At 63.3% G+C, this 15,834-nt stretch carries 17 protein-coding genes and 1 pseudogene; 5 read left to right on the top strand and 13 right to left on the bottom strand.

Features of this window, described 5'->3' with window-relative positions; translation table 11 throughout:
• The first annotated feature begins 45 nt into the window (after positions 1-45).
• Positions 46-1,299: a type II toxin-antitoxin system HipA family toxin YjjJ gene (yjjJ, locus tag BXU06_RS16700; RefSeq protein WP_150125253.1), complete on the top strand. Its 1,254-nt coding sequence runs from the start codon at positions 46-48 to the stop codon at positions 1,297-1,299.
• Here the strand turns inward: yjjJ and BXU06_RS18310 are convergent.
• Positions 1,277-1,438: pseudogene (locus BXU06_RS18310) on the bottom strand (IS481 family transposase); the annotation flags it as partial. The gene yjjJ and the pseudogene BXU06_RS18310 overlap by 23 nt on opposite strands.
• Positions 1,439-1,470: 32 nt before the next feature.
• Here BXU06_RS18310 and BXU06_RS16695 point away from each other — a divergent pair.
• Positions 1,471-1,665, top strand: a complete 195-nt coding sequence (locus BXU06_RS16695; protein ID WP_216352505.1) for a DUF4351 domain-containing protein — start codon at positions 1,471-1,473, stop codon at positions 1,663-1,665.
• Between the two features lie 59 nt (positions 1,666-1,724).
• On the opposite strand, the gene BXU06_RS16690 is transcribed toward BXU06_RS16695, so the two are convergent.
• The 5 genes from BXU06_RS16690 to BXU06_RS16670 form a co-directional block, all read right to left on the bottom strand.
• Entirely contained in the window at positions 1,725-2,378 is a 654-nt protein-coding gene (locus BXU06_RS16690) for a response regulator transcription factor (RefSeq protein WP_077302271.1), read from the bottom strand.
• A 103-nt stretch (positions 2,379-2,481) separates the two neighbouring features.
• On the bottom strand, positions 2,482-2,799 hold the full coding sequence (locus BXU06_RS16685; RefSeq protein WP_077302268.1) for a c-type cytochrome: 318 nt from the start codon (positions 2,797-2,799) through the stop codon (positions 2,482-2,484).
• 218 nt (positions 2,800-3,017) lie between these two features.
• Positions 3,018-4,793, bottom strand: coding sequence for a PQQ-dependent methanol/ethanol family dehydrogenase (locus BXU06_RS16680; protein ID WP_150125252.1), 1,776 nt, complete (start codon positions 4,791-4,793; stop codon positions 3,018-3,020).
• A gap of 127 nt (positions 4,794-4,920) precedes the next feature.
• Complete coding sequence (locus BXU06_RS16675) at positions 4,921-5,520, bottom strand: pentapeptide repeat-containing protein (RefSeq protein ID WP_077302265.1); 600 nt, start codon at positions 5,518-5,520, stop codon at positions 4,921-4,923.
• A gap of 77 nt (positions 5,521-5,597) precedes the next feature.
• Entirely contained in the window at positions 5,598-7,472 is a 1,875-nt protein-coding gene (locus tag BXU06_RS16670; protein WP_077302262.1) for a methanol/ethanol family PQQ-dependent dehydrogenase, read from the bottom strand.
• Positions 7,473-7,673: 201 nt separating this feature from the next.
• On the opposite strand from BXU06_RS16670, the gene BXU06_RS16665 reads away from it, so the two are divergent.
• The 3 genes from BXU06_RS16665 to BXU06_RS17605 are packed head-to-tail and all read left to right on the top strand — an operon-like array spanning position 7,674 to position 9,916.
• Entirely contained in the window at positions 7,674-8,939 is a 1,266-nt protein-coding gene (locus tag BXU06_RS16665) for a sensor histidine kinase (protein ID WP_077302258.1), read from the top strand.
• A gap of 28 nt (positions 8,940-8,967) precedes the next feature.
• A complete protein-coding gene (locus BXU06_RS16660) occupies positions 8,968-9,600 on the top strand; it encodes a response regulator transcription factor (protein WP_171982260.1) in 633 nt (210 codons plus the stop codon).
• Between the two features lie 55 nt (positions 9,601-9,655).
• Complete coding sequence (locus BXU06_RS17605; RefSeq protein ID WP_150125251.1) at positions 9,656-9,916, top strand: hypothetical protein; 261 nt, start codon at positions 9,656-9,658, stop codon at positions 9,914-9,916.
• A gap of 5 nt (positions 9,917-9,921) precedes the next feature.
• On the opposite strand, the gene pqqE is transcribed toward BXU06_RS17605, so the two are convergent.
• The 7 genes from pqqE to BXU06_RS16625 all read right to left on the bottom strand — a co-directional run bounded on the left by pqqE (position 9,922) and on the right by BXU06_RS16625 (position 15,751).
• Complete coding sequence (gene pqqE / locus BXU06_RS16655) at positions 9,922-11,019, bottom strand: pyrroloquinoline quinone biosynthesis protein PqqE (RefSeq protein WP_077302256.1); 1,098 nt, start codon at positions 11,017-11,019, stop codon at positions 9,922-9,924.
• Positions 11,012-11,284 (bottom strand): pyrroloquinoline quinone biosynthesis peptide chaperone PqqD, encoded by a 273-nt coding sequence (gene pqqD, locus BXU06_RS16650; RefSeq protein ID WP_077302254.1) that lies wholly within the window; start codon positions 11,282-11,284, stop codon positions 11,012-11,014. The genes pqqE and pqqD overlap by 8 nt, the downstream gene beginning before the upstream one ends.
• A complete protein-coding gene (pqqC, locus tag BXU06_RS16645) occupies positions 11,281-12,027 on the bottom strand; it encodes a pyrroloquinoline-quinone synthase PqqC (RefSeq protein WP_077302252.1) in 747 nt (248 codons plus the stop codon). Before pqqC ends, pqqD begins: the two co-directional genes overlap by 4 nt.
• On the bottom strand, positions 12,027-12,950 hold the full coding sequence (gene pqqB, locus BXU06_RS16640) for a pyrroloquinoline quinone biosynthesis protein PqqB (RefSeq protein ID WP_077303003.1): 924 nt from the start codon (positions 12,948-12,950) through the stop codon (positions 12,027-12,029). The genes pqqC and pqqB overlap by 1 nt, the downstream gene beginning before the upstream one ends.
• A 10-nt stretch (positions 12,951-12,960) precedes the next feature.
• Positions 12,961-13,041, bottom strand: a complete 81-nt coding sequence (pqqA, locus tag BXU06_RS18690) for a pyrroloquinoline quinone precursor peptide PqqA (RefSeq protein WP_077302250.1) — start codon at positions 13,039-13,041, stop codon at positions 12,961-12,963.
• 332 nt (positions 13,042-13,373) lie between these two features.
• On the bottom strand, positions 13,374-14,753 hold the full coding sequence (locus BXU06_RS16630) for a histidine kinase dimerization/phospho-acceptor domain-containing protein (RefSeq protein ID WP_171982258.1): 1,380 nt from the start codon (positions 14,751-14,753) through the stop codon (positions 13,374-13,376).
• Between the two features lie 122 nt (positions 14,754-14,875).
• Positions 14,876-15,751, bottom strand: coding sequence for a tRNA nucleotidyltransferase (locus BXU06_RS16625; protein WP_077302246.1), 876 nt, complete (start codon positions 15,749-15,751; stop codon positions 14,876-14,878).
• Positions 15,752-15,834: the final 83 nt, after the last annotated feature.

Genomic DNA, 15,834 nt, shown 5'->3' with positions numbered 1-15,834 from the left:
CATTGATATACAATCAAGCCTTACCAAAAAAATCTATTCACGCTCATGCCTGACACTGATCTGTTTGCCCTGTTGCGCCATGGCCCGCTGGACGCGCCCAACCTGTGCCAGCGCCTGGCCATCAGCCAGCCCACCCTGTCGCGGCGCATTGCTCAGGCTGGCGACGCCATTGTGCGCATCGGCCGGGCGCGCGCTACCCGGTATCTGGCGCGCCGCGCCGTGCGCGGGCAACACAGCTTTGTGCTGTATCAGGTAGACGCCAGCGGGCAGGCGACGCCGTGGGGCGAGTTGATCCCGGTGCATCCGGGCTTTGTCTGGCGCGCCAACAACGGCGTCAGCAGCTGGAGTGAAGGGTTGCCATGGTGGCTGCAGGACATGCGCCCGCAAGGTTTTCTGGGCCGCGCCTGGGGCCGTGCGCGCGCCAGCGCGCTAGCCTTGCCCGACGACGCGCAGGACTGGAGTGACGAGCATGTGCTGATTGCCCTGGCCGCTGGCGAAGCCGACGCACCAGGCAATCTTTTGATTGGCCAAGCCAGTCTGGCCGCCTGGCGCGACCATGCGCCGCTGTCACTGCACCGCGAGCAGCGCGCCGAGCACTATCCGCGCCTGGCGGCGCAGGTGATGGCGGGCGAGCCGATTGGCTCCAGCGCTGGCGGCGAACAGCCCAAATTCGCCGTACGGGTGGACGGCCAGGATGTGCTGGTGAAATTCAGCGCCGCCAATGACAACGCCGTCAGCCGGCGCTGGCGCGACCTGCTGCGTGCCGAACATCTGGCTTTGTGCTCACTGGCGGAACACGGCCTGGCTGCCGCCGACAGCGAAATTTTCGAGCACGACGGCCAGTGCTTTTTGCAGCTCACCCGCTTTGACCGCACCCCAGCCGGCGGCCGCCTGGCGCTGACCTCGCTAGCGGCGCTGGACGCCGAATTTCTTGGCCTGGGTGCAACCGTCTGGCCGCAATACACCGCCGCCCTGCTGACGCAACAACGCATCACCCCTCGCGCCCACCACGACGCCTGCCGGCTGTACGCCTTTGGCGTGCTGATTGGCAACACCGACATGCACACCGGCAACCTGTCGTTTCTGCACAACGGCCCATATCCGCTGGAACTCGCCCTCGCCTACGACATGCTGCCCATGGCCCTGGCCCCCAATCGCCAGGGCGATATGCGCGACAGCATCCCGCCCCCCGTGCTGAACAGTTGGGTGACGCCGGCGGTTTGGGCGGAGATGGAGGCGGTGGCGGAGGGGTATTGGGCGCGGGTGGGGTGGGGCCGGAGCGCGAGACTTCCGGATTGATGAATTCGCGCACCACCGCGACCAGGTCATCCAGTGCCAGTAGCGTCAGGCTTCGCAAGGCCATGACAATCGCCTCCTGTGCCGGCGTCAGCGTGGTGCAGCGTGTGTGTGGGCGATGGGATAAATCTTCCTGATGAGCAGCGTGGCAAGCAGGCGGGGTGGCAGGAGGGCTTGCAGAAAGGTCAGCAGCAAGGTCGGCAAGAAGGCGAAGCCCTGCTGCTGCAACGCTTGCTCACCCGCCGCTTTGGCGCACTGTCTGCTGACTGCGTCGCCCGAATCCGCACCGCAAGTTCCGGGCAACTGGAGCAGTGGAGTGATCGGGTACTGGACGCCAGGACACTGGCCGAGGTGTTTGAGCAAGCCTGATCAGGCGGGCGACAACACAGCAAAAATCATCAGCTGAAACGCATGCGTGCAGTGCGCGCTCACCCCAGCTGCAATAACGGCCCGGCCTTGATCACCGCCAGGGTGCGGCTGTGTACCTTGAGTTTGCGCAAAATCGACGACACATGCGCCTTGACTGTGCTTTCGGCAATATCCAGCTCAATTGCCACAAACTTGTTGGATTTGCCGCGAATCAGGTATTCCAGAATACAGCGTTCCTGCTTGGTCAACGTGGCAATGCGTGCCGCCATGTCGGTCATGCCGGGGTCGTAGGCAGGCGGAGCGTCGGTGTTGCGGTCGCTGGTGGCCGGAAAGAAGATGTCGCCTTCCAGCACGGCATTCACCGCAGCGGCCATGTCGGCGCGGGAAAATGACTTCGGAATGAAGCCGGACACCCCGGCGCGCAGCGCGGCATCCACGGTGGCGTGGCGCTCATCGGCAGACACCACGATGATGGGCAGGGTGGGCATGCGTGCACGCAGGCTGGCCAGCCCGGCCAGCCCGTCCATGCCGGGCATGTTCAAATCCATCAGTGCCAGTTCGATGCCGGGATGCAGATCGACTTGTTCTCGGGCTTCGTGCAGGCTGGCGCATTCCAGCGTAATGGCGGCAGGGCCGAGGGCTTCGGCCACCACCAGACGCAAGGCTTCACGAAACAGCGGATGATCATCGGCAATCAGAACAGTTGTTTCCATCACTTTGGTTACCACGGTAAGGGGTTAACGGGTCTGATTGCCGAGTGGGCGCGCATTGGCAGAAAAATGCGCAAAAACGCGCCCACCGTCGGCAGAATCAGGGTTAATGCTTGAGCACCCAGTCAATCATAGCGTGGATGTCGTCATCTTTCAGGGTGGGATGCGGGGGCATGCCCATATTGCCCCATACCCCGCCGCCGCCGTTCTTCACCTTGGTCACCAGCTTGGCCACCATTTCCGGCTGACCGGCGTAACGTTTGGCCACATCGCGGTAGCTGGGGCCAATGATTTTCTGTTCGACGCTATGGCAGGCAAAACAGCCATTTTTTTGCATCATGGCCTCAACCGCCTTTGGGTCGGCGGCCTGAGCCTGAGTCAGCAGCAGCAAGGTGGCGGCAGACAGCATCCAGCGCAGTTTCATTGTATTTTCCTTCTCGGGTCAGGGGGGAATCATGTCCGTGTGCACCGCAGGCCGGGCCTGGCGGTTCCATCTGTCCGGACTGGCAGATGGGATGCAGCACTAAACCAAAGGGCCGGTCTGCCAGCCATTTGGGTTAATTCTGCGGGATGGCCCGACACGGCCAGAGGGGCTGCCGTGTCGGGACAAACCTGGCGCGGCGTGAGGGCCGCGCCGGGTGATCAGTTTTTCGGCAGCTTGAATACCCAGACGCTGGCACCCTGGGTCAGGTGCGCCACCACCTTGGCCACTTCGCCGCCCCACAGCGGCACCGCGCCGCCCCAGCCAGACACCACCGAGACGTATTGCTCGCCGTCCATTTCCCAGGTCACCGGGCTGCCGACCACGCCGGAGCCCGTCTGGAATTTCCACAGTTCCTGGCCGGTCTTGGCGTCAAACGCCTTGAGGAAACCTTCCGGGGTACCGGTGAATACCAGATCGCCGGCGGTGCTCAGCACGCCGCCCCACAGCGGGGCCTTGTTCTTGTACTCCCACTTGATCTTGCCGGTTTTCGGATCCATCGCGCGCAGCACGCCAATGTGGTCTTCGTACAGTGGCTTGATGGTGAAGCCCGCGCCCAGGTAGGCGGCACCCTTCTTGTAGGTGATCGGCTCGTTCCAGATGTCCATGCCCCATTCATTGCTGGGCACATAGAACAGCTCGGTCTTCGGGCTGTAGGCCATCGGCATCCAGTTCTTGCCGCCCAGGAAGGACGGGGCAGAGAACACCGACTTGCCCTTGCCGCCTTCCGCTTGCTGGGCCGGGTCAAACGGATTGCCCGGACGGCCTTCCGGGTTGACGATCGGTTTCTTGGTCTTCAGGTCGAAACCCTTGGCCCAGGTGATCTTGGACACGAACGGGTAGGCGCCGAGCAGGTCGCCATTGGTGCGGTCAGCCACAAAGAAGAAGCCATTGCGGTCAGCCTTGGCCCCGGCCTTGACTACCTTGCCGTCTTTTTTCAGGTCAAACGGGATGAATTCGTTCACGCCGTCAAAGTCCCAGCCGTCGTGCGGCGTGGTTTGCAAGTGCCACTTGATTTCGCCGTTGTCCGGGTTGATAGCCAGGGTGGAGGCGGTGTACAGGTTGTCGCCCTTGCGCGTCCACGAGTTCCACGGCGCCGGGTTGCCGGTGCCCATGAAGATGGTGTCGGTTTCCGGATCGTAGGTGCCGCCCAGCCAGGTTGCGCCGCCGCCCTGCTTCCACTGGTCGCCTTCCCAGGTGGCGTTCAGTGTGCCGGTCATGGTGCTTTCCTTGCCATTGAGCGTGCCCATATGGCCTTCGATCACCGGACGCGACCACACCAGCTCGCCCGTCTTGGCGTCGCGGGCTTCCACCTTGCCAACAATGCCGAACTCACCGCCGGACACGCCGGTGATGACCTTGCCCTTCACGATCATCGGCGCAGCGGTGTACGAGTAACCTGCCTTGTAGTCGCCCAGGGTCTTGGTCCACACCACCTTGCCGGTCTTGCGGTCCAGCGCCACCAGACGGGCGTCCAGGGTGCCGAAGTACACCAGGTCACCGTAGATGGCCATGCCACGGTTGATCACGTCGCAGCACGGCATGATGCCGTCGGGCAGGCGGGCGTTGTATTCCCACAGCTTTTGCCCGGTGCGTGCGTCCACGGCGTAAGCGCGCGAATACGAGGCGGTGACGTACATCACACCGTCATGAATGATCGGCTGGGCTTCCTGGCCGCGCTGTTTTTCGCCACCAAAGGAAAAACTCCACGCCGGTACCAGTTTTTTCACCGTATTGGTATTGAGCTTGGTCAGCGTGCTGAAGCGCTGGCCTTGCGGGCCCATGCCATACGACACCACGTCGCCTGTGGTTTTGGCATCGTTCAGAATGTCCTGGTCGCTGACGGCAGCGCCGGCCAGCGGGGCAGCCAGGGCGGCGGAAACCATCAGGGTGCAGGTGGCGACACGCCAGCCGTTACGCGCAAAAAATGTGTTCATCTCTCCGGTTCTCCACTTGTCAATAGGGCTTCATTGGCTCGGGAAAAAATCCCGGCCCTCTGATTGTGGAGAGCGCGCCGCACCCCGCCTATTCGACCAAAGTCGGGGGACGGCTAAAAACAAGGGTTTACCAGTCATGTGGACAGCCTTGGCAGCCCTCAAAAAACGCTTCCGGGAAAATCGCGTAGCGGATCACACAGTGTTCCATCCGCGCATTCCAGAAGTTGGCACCGTTAAATTTGGTTTCCTGCAGATTGGCGGCAATCAGTTGGGTATTGTGAAATACCGCATAGGCGGCGCGGGCGGCTTCCAGGCTGGCGGCGGTCAGGTCCGCCCCGGAAAAATCGGCACGCATCAGCCGCGCCAGTTCAAAATCAGCGGCCACCAGCCGGGCATTTTTCAGCGAAGCGCCAGCCAGATACCCCCGGTTCAGTCGGGCTCCGGTCAAATCGGCCCCGTCCAGATTGGCCCCGGTGAGGTTGGCCATGCGCAAGTCGGCACGGCGCAAATCCGCCCCGGCCAGGTTGGCCCCGGCCAGATTGGCTGCCTTCAGGTCAGCATGGCGTAAATTGGCCCCCGGACATTGGGTTTTAGGCGCAATCCGGCAGCCGTTGATCACGGTTTCGGCGGCCAGGCTGCCCGCCGGCGGTTCGTCGGCCAGCGTTGGCCAGGCCAGCACCAGGCCCAGCGTCAGGCACACGGCCCGGGCAAGAGACGCGATCAACATGGGTATTCTCCATGCGGCAAGCGCAGCCACAAGGCATGGCTTGCCGCGTTGGGGGGGATGACTGTTTCAGAGGGCTTTTAACGTACCGGCTTGGCCAGCTTGAATACCCAGAAGCTGCCGCCCTGGTTAACCTGCTTGGTCAGTTGCGCCATATCGCCGCCCCACAGTGGCACTGCACCGCCGTAGCCAGAGGCCAGGCCGAGGTATTGCTCACCGTCCAGCTCCCAGGTCACTGGCGAGGAGACAATCCCGGAGCCGGTCTGGAATTTCCACAGTTCCTTGCCGTTTTTGGCATCGAAGGCCTTCACATAGCCATCCGAGGTGCCGGTGAACAGCAGGCCGCCGGCAGTGGACAAGGTGCCGGCCCAGAACGGGAAGACTTCTTTGTGGTCCCAGACAATCTTGCCGGTGCGTGGGTCGATGGCGCGCAGAGTGCCAACATGGTCGTCAAACAGGCGCTTGATACGGAAGCCCTGGCCCAGGTAGGCCGATCCTGGCTTGTAGGTGACGTTTTCCGTCCAGTAGTCCATGCCCCAGTGGTTGGCGGCCACATAGAACAGGCCGGTGTCCGGGTTGTAGGACATCGGGTTCCAGTTTTTGCCGCCCAGGAAGGGTGGCGAGACGAACACGCTCTTGCCGTGGGCTTCACCGGCTTCTGGCAGCGGCGGACGGTTGCTCGGCGTTGGCTCCACCGGGCGACCGGTTTTCAGGTCGATGTGGGTGGCCCAGGAGATTTTTTCCACAAACGGAAAAGCGTTCAGCAGCGCGGTGGGCTTGTTCGGGTAGCCGGCACCGTTGGCCAACTGGGTACGGTCGGTCACATAGAAAAAGCCATTGCGGTCAGCGTGGGCACCGGCCTTGATGGTCTTGCCGGTTTTCGGGTCTTTGTAGTCGAACAGCACGATTTCGTTATTGCCGGAGAAGTCCCAGGCATCGTTCGGAGTGTGCTGGTAAAAGCCCTTCAGTTCGCCGGTGCTGGCGTCCACATAAGCCTGGCCAGAGGTGAACAGCGAATCCCCCGGCGAGCGCTTGTGGGTGTTCCACGGGGCCGGGTTGCCGGCACCAATCACGATGGTGTTGTTTTCCAGGTCGAAGGTGGCGCTTTGCCACGGGGCACCGCCGCCATGGCTCCAGGCTTCCACCTTGCCCGTGGGCGAATTCGGGTCGTTAGGCCACGATGGTGCGCTGGTGTCGCCGGTCGGGGTGGACGGCTTGCCATCCATCCGGCCCATATGGCCTTCCACCATCGGGCGCGCCCAGATTTCCTTGCCGGTATCCGGATCGCGGGCATACAGCCAGCCCACCACGCCAAACTCATCACCGGACGAACCATGCACCAGCAGCATGCGCCCGGTTTTCTGGTCCTTGACGATGGTTGGCGCACCGGTCATGGTGTAGCCAATCTTGTGGTCGCCGAATTTCTCTTTCCATACCACCTTGCCGGTGTCTTTATTCAGTGCCACGATGCTGGCATCCAGCGTGCCGAAATACACCTTGTCGCCGTATACCGCTGCACCACGATTCACCACATCGCAGCAGGGGCGAATATCTTCCGCCAGCCGATGTTCATACGCCCACAGCTGCTTGCCGGTTTTGGCATCGATGGCGTACAGCCGTGAATACGAGGCGGTGACATAAATCACCCCATCGTGAACAATCGCCTGGGTTTCCTGGCCACGCTGTTTTTCGCCACCAAACGAAAAACTCCAGGCCGGCACCAGATTGGCCACCGTGCGGGTGTTTACCTGCTTGAGCGCGCTGAAGCGCTGGCCTTTCAGGCCCATGCCGTACATCAGCACGTCTTTGGGGGTTTTGTCGTCGTTGACAATATCCTCCCAGCTGACCTTGGCGTTACCCGCCTGCGCGCCAGCCGACAGCGCCAGAAGCACCGACAGGCTCAGAACAGTTTTGCCCAGCCCGGCTCGTGATGTTGCCTTGATTGTATGCTGCATATCTCCACCCTTGGTTTATCTATCTGCGCTGTATGACATTGCGTGCAGTCACAACGTCACCCTGTGATACAGTTTATGGGCTGCAGATATTTCCACCCCGGGGTATTCTCCTGTGGAAATCGGGATTTTATCCCTTGCGTATTTGGCTAAACCTCATGCACAAAATCAGCTGGCCGGATATTCAACCAAGGTAGGGGTTAAATGGATTTACGTAAACGACTCACGGCCTGGCTTGCCGGGTTTTCCGTCTTATTGCTGATATGCGTCAGCGCCTACTGGCTGAATGCCGCCCGTGACGACGCCCGCGAAGAGCTGCGCGCCTCGGAGCAATTGCTGGCGCTGATTGACATCCTGGCCCGCCAAGACGCCAGCCCGGCCACGTCGGCGGCGCAAATTCGGGCGCTGGTGCAAGCAGGTGGCTTTCGCCATCTGTCGCTGCATCTGGGCGAACCGCCAGCCACGAGCGAACAGCACTGGCTACGCCCGCTGGCCAACCAGATCGACTTCAATCGCCAGTCCACCCAGCTGACGCTGGAAGGCCAGCGGGTGTCGATCCAGCTGGAGCCATACAGCGAAATTGAAGAAAAAATCCGCGATGCCAGCGGGATGATCCTGTTTACCGTGCTGATCAGCGCCATTTCCATTGTGGCCTGCTGGATCACCATTGGCCGGGCGCTGGCCCCGGCCCAGCGCATCGAAGCGGCGCTGCATGCGCTGGAAGACGACGCACCGATTCAGCTGCCCCATTTTCCGCTGCGCGAATTTGACCGCATCGCCCACACCCTGAACGCGCTGTCAGCCAAACTGCACACCGCCCGCCAGCGCCAGCGCCAGCTCAGCCGCCGGCTGCTGGCGGTGCGCGAACAGGAGCAGGCCGAGCTGGCGCGCGAACTGCACGACGAACTGGGCCAATCGCTGGAGGCGATTGGCGTTTGCGCCGCCTACCTGGTCCGTCACGGCCCAGCCGATGACAGCCACCCGCTGCAGCAGTGTGCCCGCGACATTCAAGGCGAAACCCGGCGCATTCATGCCCATATCCGCGCACTGCTGGGCGAATTGCGCCCGCATGGACTGGATGGCCTGGCGCTGAAAGACGCGCTGGATGAACTGGCCAGCCAGTGGCAGGCGCGCCTGCCACACATCGACCTGCGCTACGACTGGAGCCAGCTGCCCACCCTGCCCGGCCCGCACGCGCTGCCGGCCTACCGCGCCGTGCAGGAATGCCTGACCAATATTGCCCGTCACAGCCGGGCCAGCCAGGTCAGCCTGCTGGGCGAGCAGGACGGCGACTGGGCGGTGCTGACCCTGCGCGACAATGGCGTGGCCAATACCCCACCAAAGTACGGTTGCGGACTATTGGGCATGCAGGAGAGACTGGCCAGCATCGGGGGAGACATGTCCGCCCGGCCCCATCCCGACGGCGGCCTGCTGGTGGTGGTGCGCGTGCCGGTGCTGGGGCTGAGTTAGCCCCTCGCTGCCTGCCGGAGATGAACAGATGATTGATATCCTGCTGCTGGACGACCACGCCGTGGTGCGCACCGGCTACCGCCGACTGATTGATGCCGAAGCCGACATGCGCGTGGTGGCCGAGGCTGCCTGTGCCGATGAAGCCTGCACCGCACTGCGCCTGAACCGGGTGGATGTGGCGGTGGTGGATTTATCGCTGCAGCAAGGCAGCGGCATGGAAGCCATCAGCCGCCTGCTGGCCCGGCAAACCGACCTGGGCATTCTGGTGTTCACCATGCACCAGCACGCCGGCTACGCCCGCCAGGCCTTTCGCGCCGGCGCACAGGGCTACCTGACCAAACACGCCGACCCCACCGACATGCTGGCGGCGGTGCGCAAGGTGGCACAGGGCAAACGCGTGCTGTCGCCAGACATGGCCGAACTGCTGGCCAACGACAGCCTGGAAGCCGACAGCAGCATCAGCCGCCTCACCCCGCGTGAATTCGACATCCTGCGCCTGGCCGTGGCCGGCGACCCGCCGGCGCGAATTGCCGACCAATTGCACCTGAGCACCAAGACCGTGCTGAACTATCTGTCCACCATCCGCCAGAAGCTGGAAGTTCACAACGACATTGGCCTGATGCAGCTGGCCATTCGCCATGGGCTGGTGTTGCAGCGCTGAACACCCTGGGGAAACGCTGAACAAATCGTCACTCCCGCCAAGGCAGGCATGCAGGGTGTTGATTTTACTGTGTTTTGCTTATGGCAAAAACAGTTTTGCTGAATCAATCAGCGCGGCCCTTGCTGTTTTTGCCCGCTACCCGCTTCTGCTTATCCCATTGCCTCTGTCATTGCGTCCATCACCCCTGTTGCTCACCCAGAAAAAAGCCAGCCGGGGACGCCGGCTGGCCAAACACCCACGAGACACACGTGGCGCGAGTTCCCGCTACACCGGGTTAACCTCGCAAAGCTTCGACAACACCCAGAACCCTGTCTGACTGCTTCAGCCGCCGTGGCGCTGGCGCAGCATCAGTTCGCCCGTTGGCTGGTGCGATTCACGCATGGCCATATTCACCACCTGCACATGCTGCGGCGACAGCTCGCACACCGGGTCCAGCGTGCCGGCGTCGCCGGCCAGCGCCAGCGCCTGGCAGCGACAGCCGCCCCAATCCTGTTCCTTGTGGTCACAGCTGCCGCACGGATCGGGCATCCAGTCAGTGCCGCGATAAGCGGCAAAGCCCGGGTGCTCGTACCAGGCTGCGCTCAGGCTGCTGTCCGGAAAGCGTGGAAACTGCAAATGGCCAATGGTCTGTGCGGCGTGGCAGGGCAGGATGCTTCCATCCGGCATCACATTGATGAAGCGCTGTCCCCAGCCACCCATACAGGCCTTGGGCCGGCGGGCGTAGTAGTCGGGAATCACATAGTCGATCACCATGCGCCCCTTGCAGCGCGCGCGGCGTTCGGCCACCAGGCTGTTCATGTCGTCCAGCTGTTCGCAGGTGGGAATCAGCGCGGCGCGGTTTTTCAGGCCCCAGCCGTAATACTGGGTGTTGGCCACCTCCACCCGACCCACGCCCAGGCTTTCGGCGTAGTCCAGCATCTCGGCCAGCCGCGAGACATTGTGCCGGGTCATGACAAAGTTCAGCGTCAGCGCCAGGCCGCTGGCCAGCACCCGCTCGGCCACTTCGCGTTTTTTTGCCACACCGCCGGCGTAGCCGCTGACCCACTGCGCGCCATCTTCGTCCAGATCCTGAAAACTCAGCTGCACATGCGACAGCCCGGCGTCCACCAGCTCGGCCAGCTTGTGTGCATCCAGCAGCAGGCCAGATGTAATCAGATTACTGTACAGGCCGCGTGCGGTGGCGTGGCGCACCAGTTCTATCAGATCGGCGCGCGCCATCGGCTCGCCGCCAGAGAAATGCACTTGCAGCATGCCCAGCTGGGCGGCCTCGTCCAGTGCGGCTTTCCACGCGGCAGTGGGCAGTTCGGCGTTAGCCGGGGTCAGCGCCAGCGGGTTGGAACAGTAGGCGCAGCGCAACGGGCAGCGATGGGTCAGCTCCATCAGCATGGCCAGTGGCGCGGCAGGTTTCAGGCTAGCCATGACGAAGAAATCCTTTATCCGCCAGCGTGGTCAGCAGGCCCAGCACATCCTGGCCGATGACATCCACTGGCGCGTCAAATTCGGCCGCCAGCGCGGCAATCAGCTCGCCCACCGGCTGGCCGGCCAATCGCGACACCACCAGCTGGGCAATGTCGTCCAGCACCAGCATGCGCTCCGGGCCCAGCAGCACCCAGCCGCCGCGCACCGTGTCTTGCTGCAGGCGGGTGCCCGGTGCCAGACGCACGATGCTGTCGGCGCTGATCATGCCCATTCTCCGGGCCGGAAGGCTCCGGGCGGAATCATCCCCGGTGCCACATAGGCGGCGTACAGCGCGTCCAGCTGTGCCCACAGCACATTGCACTTGAACACCAGCGCGTCGATCACGCCTTGCTGGTCGGCCACGGTCAGCGCGTGGCGCTTGACGTAGTCCAGGGCAAATTCGGCGTCGCGCGGGGCCTGGTCCAGCCGGCGGCGGAAGTAGGCCAGCACGCGGTCGTCGATAAAGTCGTAGTTTTCCAGCATGCCGACGATGCGTTCTTTGTGAATGGCCGGGGCAAACAGCTCGGTCAGGCACGACGACACCGCCACCACCGGCGAATGCTCGGCAACAAAATGCACATAGGCTTCCACGGCAAACACCGTGGCCGGCAGCGCGCCCTGGCGGGAAATCACATAGTCGCGCGGCAGGCCCAGGCCATCGGTCAGCACCAGCCAGCGCTCAATACCGCCTTCTTCCTGCTCGCGGCCATCGTGGTCGATGATGCGCTGCGCCCACACCCGGCGCAGTTCGCGGTCGTGGATTTTGCTAATCAGCGCGGCGTCCTTGCGCGGAATGGCCGCCTGATAACAGTAGCGGTTCAGCGCCCAGGCGCGCACCTGATCCAGCGACAGCTTGCCGCCGTGCAGCAGGTGATGAAACGGGTGCAGATTATGGTAGCGCTCGCGGCCGATGGCACGCAGGGTGTCTTCCAGTTCCTGGGGAGACAGCGGCGCAGTGAGTCGGGTCATCACAGGGTCAACTCCATGCCATCGAAGGCGAGATCCCAGCCCTGGCGGACAATGTCCCGACGCGCATCGCTATCGGGCAGCCATACCGGGTTGGTGTTATTGATATGAATGAACAGCCGGCGCGCCAGCGGCACGTCGGCCAGCCGGGCAATGGTGCCCTGTGGGCCGCTCATCACCAGGTGGCCCATGCGCGAGGCAGATTTTTGCCCAACGCCAGCTTCGGCCATTTCGTGTTCGGTGTAGGTGGTGCCATCAAACAGCACGGTATCGGCAGCGGTAAAGCGCGCTTTCAGGCTGTCGGGCACGTCAGCACAGCCGGGCAGGTAAAACAGCCGGGCATCGCTGCCTTCGGCGCGGATGGCCACGCCGATGGTGTCTTCGGCCACGCTGCCAAAGCGCTCGGCATTCGGGTCTTCCAGCCACAGCGCCACCTTGCCGGGCACGGTGAAGGTTTCGATCCAGATGCCGGTGGGCACGCCAGCGGCGTCCAGAATCGGCATGCTTTCGTCCAGTTGCACCGGACGGCGCGGCACATGCTCGCGGTTGACCACATTGAAGATGGCATTGGCGTCCAGCACGCTGTGTACCCGGCGGGTGGCGTACAGGGCAAACGGCTGCACTTCACGCAGTGACAGCAGGCCGGCGACGTGGTCTACATCGGCATTGGTGACCAGCACCGCTGACAGCGGGCTGTGACGCACCGCACGCGGATGCAGTGCCGGGGTGGCGGCAAATTGCTGGCGAATATCCGGAGAGGCATTGATCAGTACCCAGCGCTCGCCGTCGGCACTGACCACAATCGACGACTGGGTCTGCGGCGCGCCAGCCTGCCCACTGCGCACTGCCGCACACACCGGGCAGGCGCAATTCCATTGGGGCAGGCCGCCGCCGGCAGCGGCACCTAGAACGATGGCGCGCAGCATGGTGGGCACCTTACAGTTCGGCGCACATGTAGCAGTTGATTTCCAGGCCGAGTGCAATTTCGACCACTTGCGGGGTATGCCATTGACGCATGGTGAAGTCCTCCAGAACATGAACAGGAAGCGCCGGCCAGGATGGCTGCGCACCGCACCCGCCAGAGCAAAAACAACGGGGCGGCGAAGTCACTATAAGGAGGCGCGCCAGCCAGGAGAATGCGACTTTAGTGGGGGGCCGCAGACAAAAAAACGCCCGCAGCAGCGGGCGTTTCAGGATCGATCAAAAAGAGGAGGAACAAACACAAGCCTTCCGGCAACCGGAAGTGAGTTCACTATAGGTCAGCAGGTTGCATTGCAACATACGACTTTGGTGGGACATGGGCCGCACTCTGTGGTGTGTGGCTTTCCCCTGTGCCGCACCCGGCAGGTTCAAACACTTAATCTGGCGCGGAACACGCCATCTGTCAGGCTCAGCGTCAGCTGCAAGCCGCACAGGCTGGCGGCGCGCCGGGCAATCGACAGGCCCAGGCCGCTGCCGCTGGCCTGCTGGCCAGCGGGGCGGAAAAAGCGTTCGCCCAGCCGGACCAGCACATCGGCGTCCAGGCCATCCGGGGCGTTGTTGGCCAATATCAGCCAGCCTTCACCTGCGTCCTCCAGCCATACCCGGCCACCGCTGGGGGTATAGCGCACGGCGTTGTCCACCAGATTGCGCAGCAGAATATCCAGCAGGGCTGGATCGACCGGGTGCGGCCAGCGCGGCAGGCTGTCTGGCCAGTCGCAGCGCACATTGCGGGCCGTGGCGGCGTCGCTGGCGTCCAGCAAATGCTGGCGCGCCTGTTCAATCAGTTCGGCATCGCCGGCCAGCGCCTCGCGCGGGTTGTGGTCCAGCCGCGCCAGGGTGAGCAGCTGCGCCACCAGCCGGGTGGCGCGGTCGATGCCCTGCACCACCTGGCCCAGCGCCTTGCGCCGGGCGGTCGGGTCGTCGGCCAGTTGGGCGACTTCGACTTGCACCCGTAGCGCCGCCAGCGGCGTGCGCAGTTCGTGGGCGGCGTCGGCGGTAAACCGGCGCTCGCTGTCCAGCGCCTGATCCAATCGGGCCAGCAGGGTATTCAGCGCGGTGACCAGCGGGGCGATTTCCTGGGGCAAATGCGCATGGTGCAAGGGGGTGAGCCGTGATGGCTCCTGTCGGGCAATGTCGTGAGTCAGGCGGTTGAGCGGTTGCAGCCCCTGGCGAATCCCCCACCAGATCCACAGCAGCACCAGCGGCAGTGACACCAGCCAGGGGGTGAGCTGGGCCAGCATCAGCACCCTGGCCAGGCTGGTGCGCTCCTTGGCCTTTTGCCCGACCGCCACGTACAGGTCGCGGGCCGGGTCGTTCAGGTAGTACACCCGCCAGAGATATTTGCCAATCTGCACATCGGCAAAGCCGGTGTAACCGGTACGCACTGGCAAGGGCGTCATCTTGACGTCGGCCAGACGCAGCACGCCGTGGGCATCGCGTAGCTGAAAGGCAAAATCGTCCACATCCACCTCGCCACCGGCGACATCGTCGTCAAACAGCTCTTTAAAATTGTCACTGTGGTTTGGATGAATTTCCGCCCCGGCCTGACGGGCGCGCAAGTCCACCGACGCCAGCAATTGGGCAAACAGCACCTGCTCGGTGTCGAACAGTTCGTTCACTTCGTAGCGGGCGGTAAAAAACGACAGGCCGGCGCTGCCCAGCCACAGCAGCGGCAGGCCGATGACCAACAGCACCAGCAGCCGACGATGAATCGACCGGTTTAACCAGGCAGAGAAACGAGACAGCATCAGCATGCTCCGCAAAATAAGGGCTGCCACTTGGCAGAAACCGGCTTGCATCCGTAAATATACGCACGATCATAATATGAAAGACTTGATCAATGCCGCTCACCTGATGCCCGGCCCGCCGCTCACTCCGCCGCGTCGGCCCAGCGGCTGGAGCGCAGCGCGGTGGCCACCGCCAGGGCGCGGGCCTCGTGCAGTGCCATAGGGTCGTCCTGCTGTCCGTCGCACCGCACCACGCTCAGGCAGGCCTGGCGGGCGCGTTCGAGCAGGAGGGCTTTGGGGTAGGCGCGTTCGGCATTGCCCGGATAGGCGTGGTAATCGCAGCGGCAGATCAGCAGCAATTGCTGGTAACGCGCCAGCTGGCCAAAGGCATCCACGCGTTCGAGCAAGGCGGTGATCGACGCCGCGCGCATCGGCGCGGCGCGATGCACGCGCTCCAGCTCCCGCAGGGTGAGTACCGCCAGCGTCTGCACGTCCGGGGACAGACCAAAACGGCGAACAATGGCCTCAATGCGCGGCAAGCCGCGCTCGATATGCTGGTAATGCACCGGCAGGTGCTGCGGGGGCGAATCCGCCTTGCCCAGGTTGTACAGCAGGCCGGCCAGGCGCACCGGCAATGGCGCATGCTGGGCGGCCAGCAGGTCGATCACCCGACACTGGTGTTCGCCAATGTCAATATTCTCACCATCGGGCGACGCCTGGCCCTGGCCAAACAAGGCGTCCAACTCCGGCCACAGCCGGGCCAGGGCACCACACTCGCGTAACACGGTCAGCATGCCGGATGGGTGCTCGCCCATCAGCCCTTGCCGTATCAGCGGCCAGCTGTCGGTGGGGGAAAAATCCTCCAGCACGCCAGCGCTAACCTGGCTGGACATCAGCGCCAGCGTGTCGGCATCCAGTTCGCCGCCCACTCGCGCCGCGCCAGCGGCCAGCGTCAGCAGGGTCAGGGCCGGGCTGGCCAGCAACTGCGCCAGCCCGGCAGGGGAAAGATCAAAACTCATGGCCAGGCTTCCTTTTCTGGATTGCCGCTGCGCCTGGCATGGCCCATCGGGCCAAGGTGCGCGCGGATGCGGCAAGGGGAAGC

This window comes from Aquaspirillum sp. LM1 (assembly GCF_002002905.1).
Lineage (GTDB): Bacteria > Pseudomonadota > Gammaproteobacteria > Burkholderiales > Aquaspirillaceae > Rivihabitans.
Note: the sequence above shows the minus strand (reverse complement) of the source record. Positions and strands in the feature narration are given on the sequence as shown.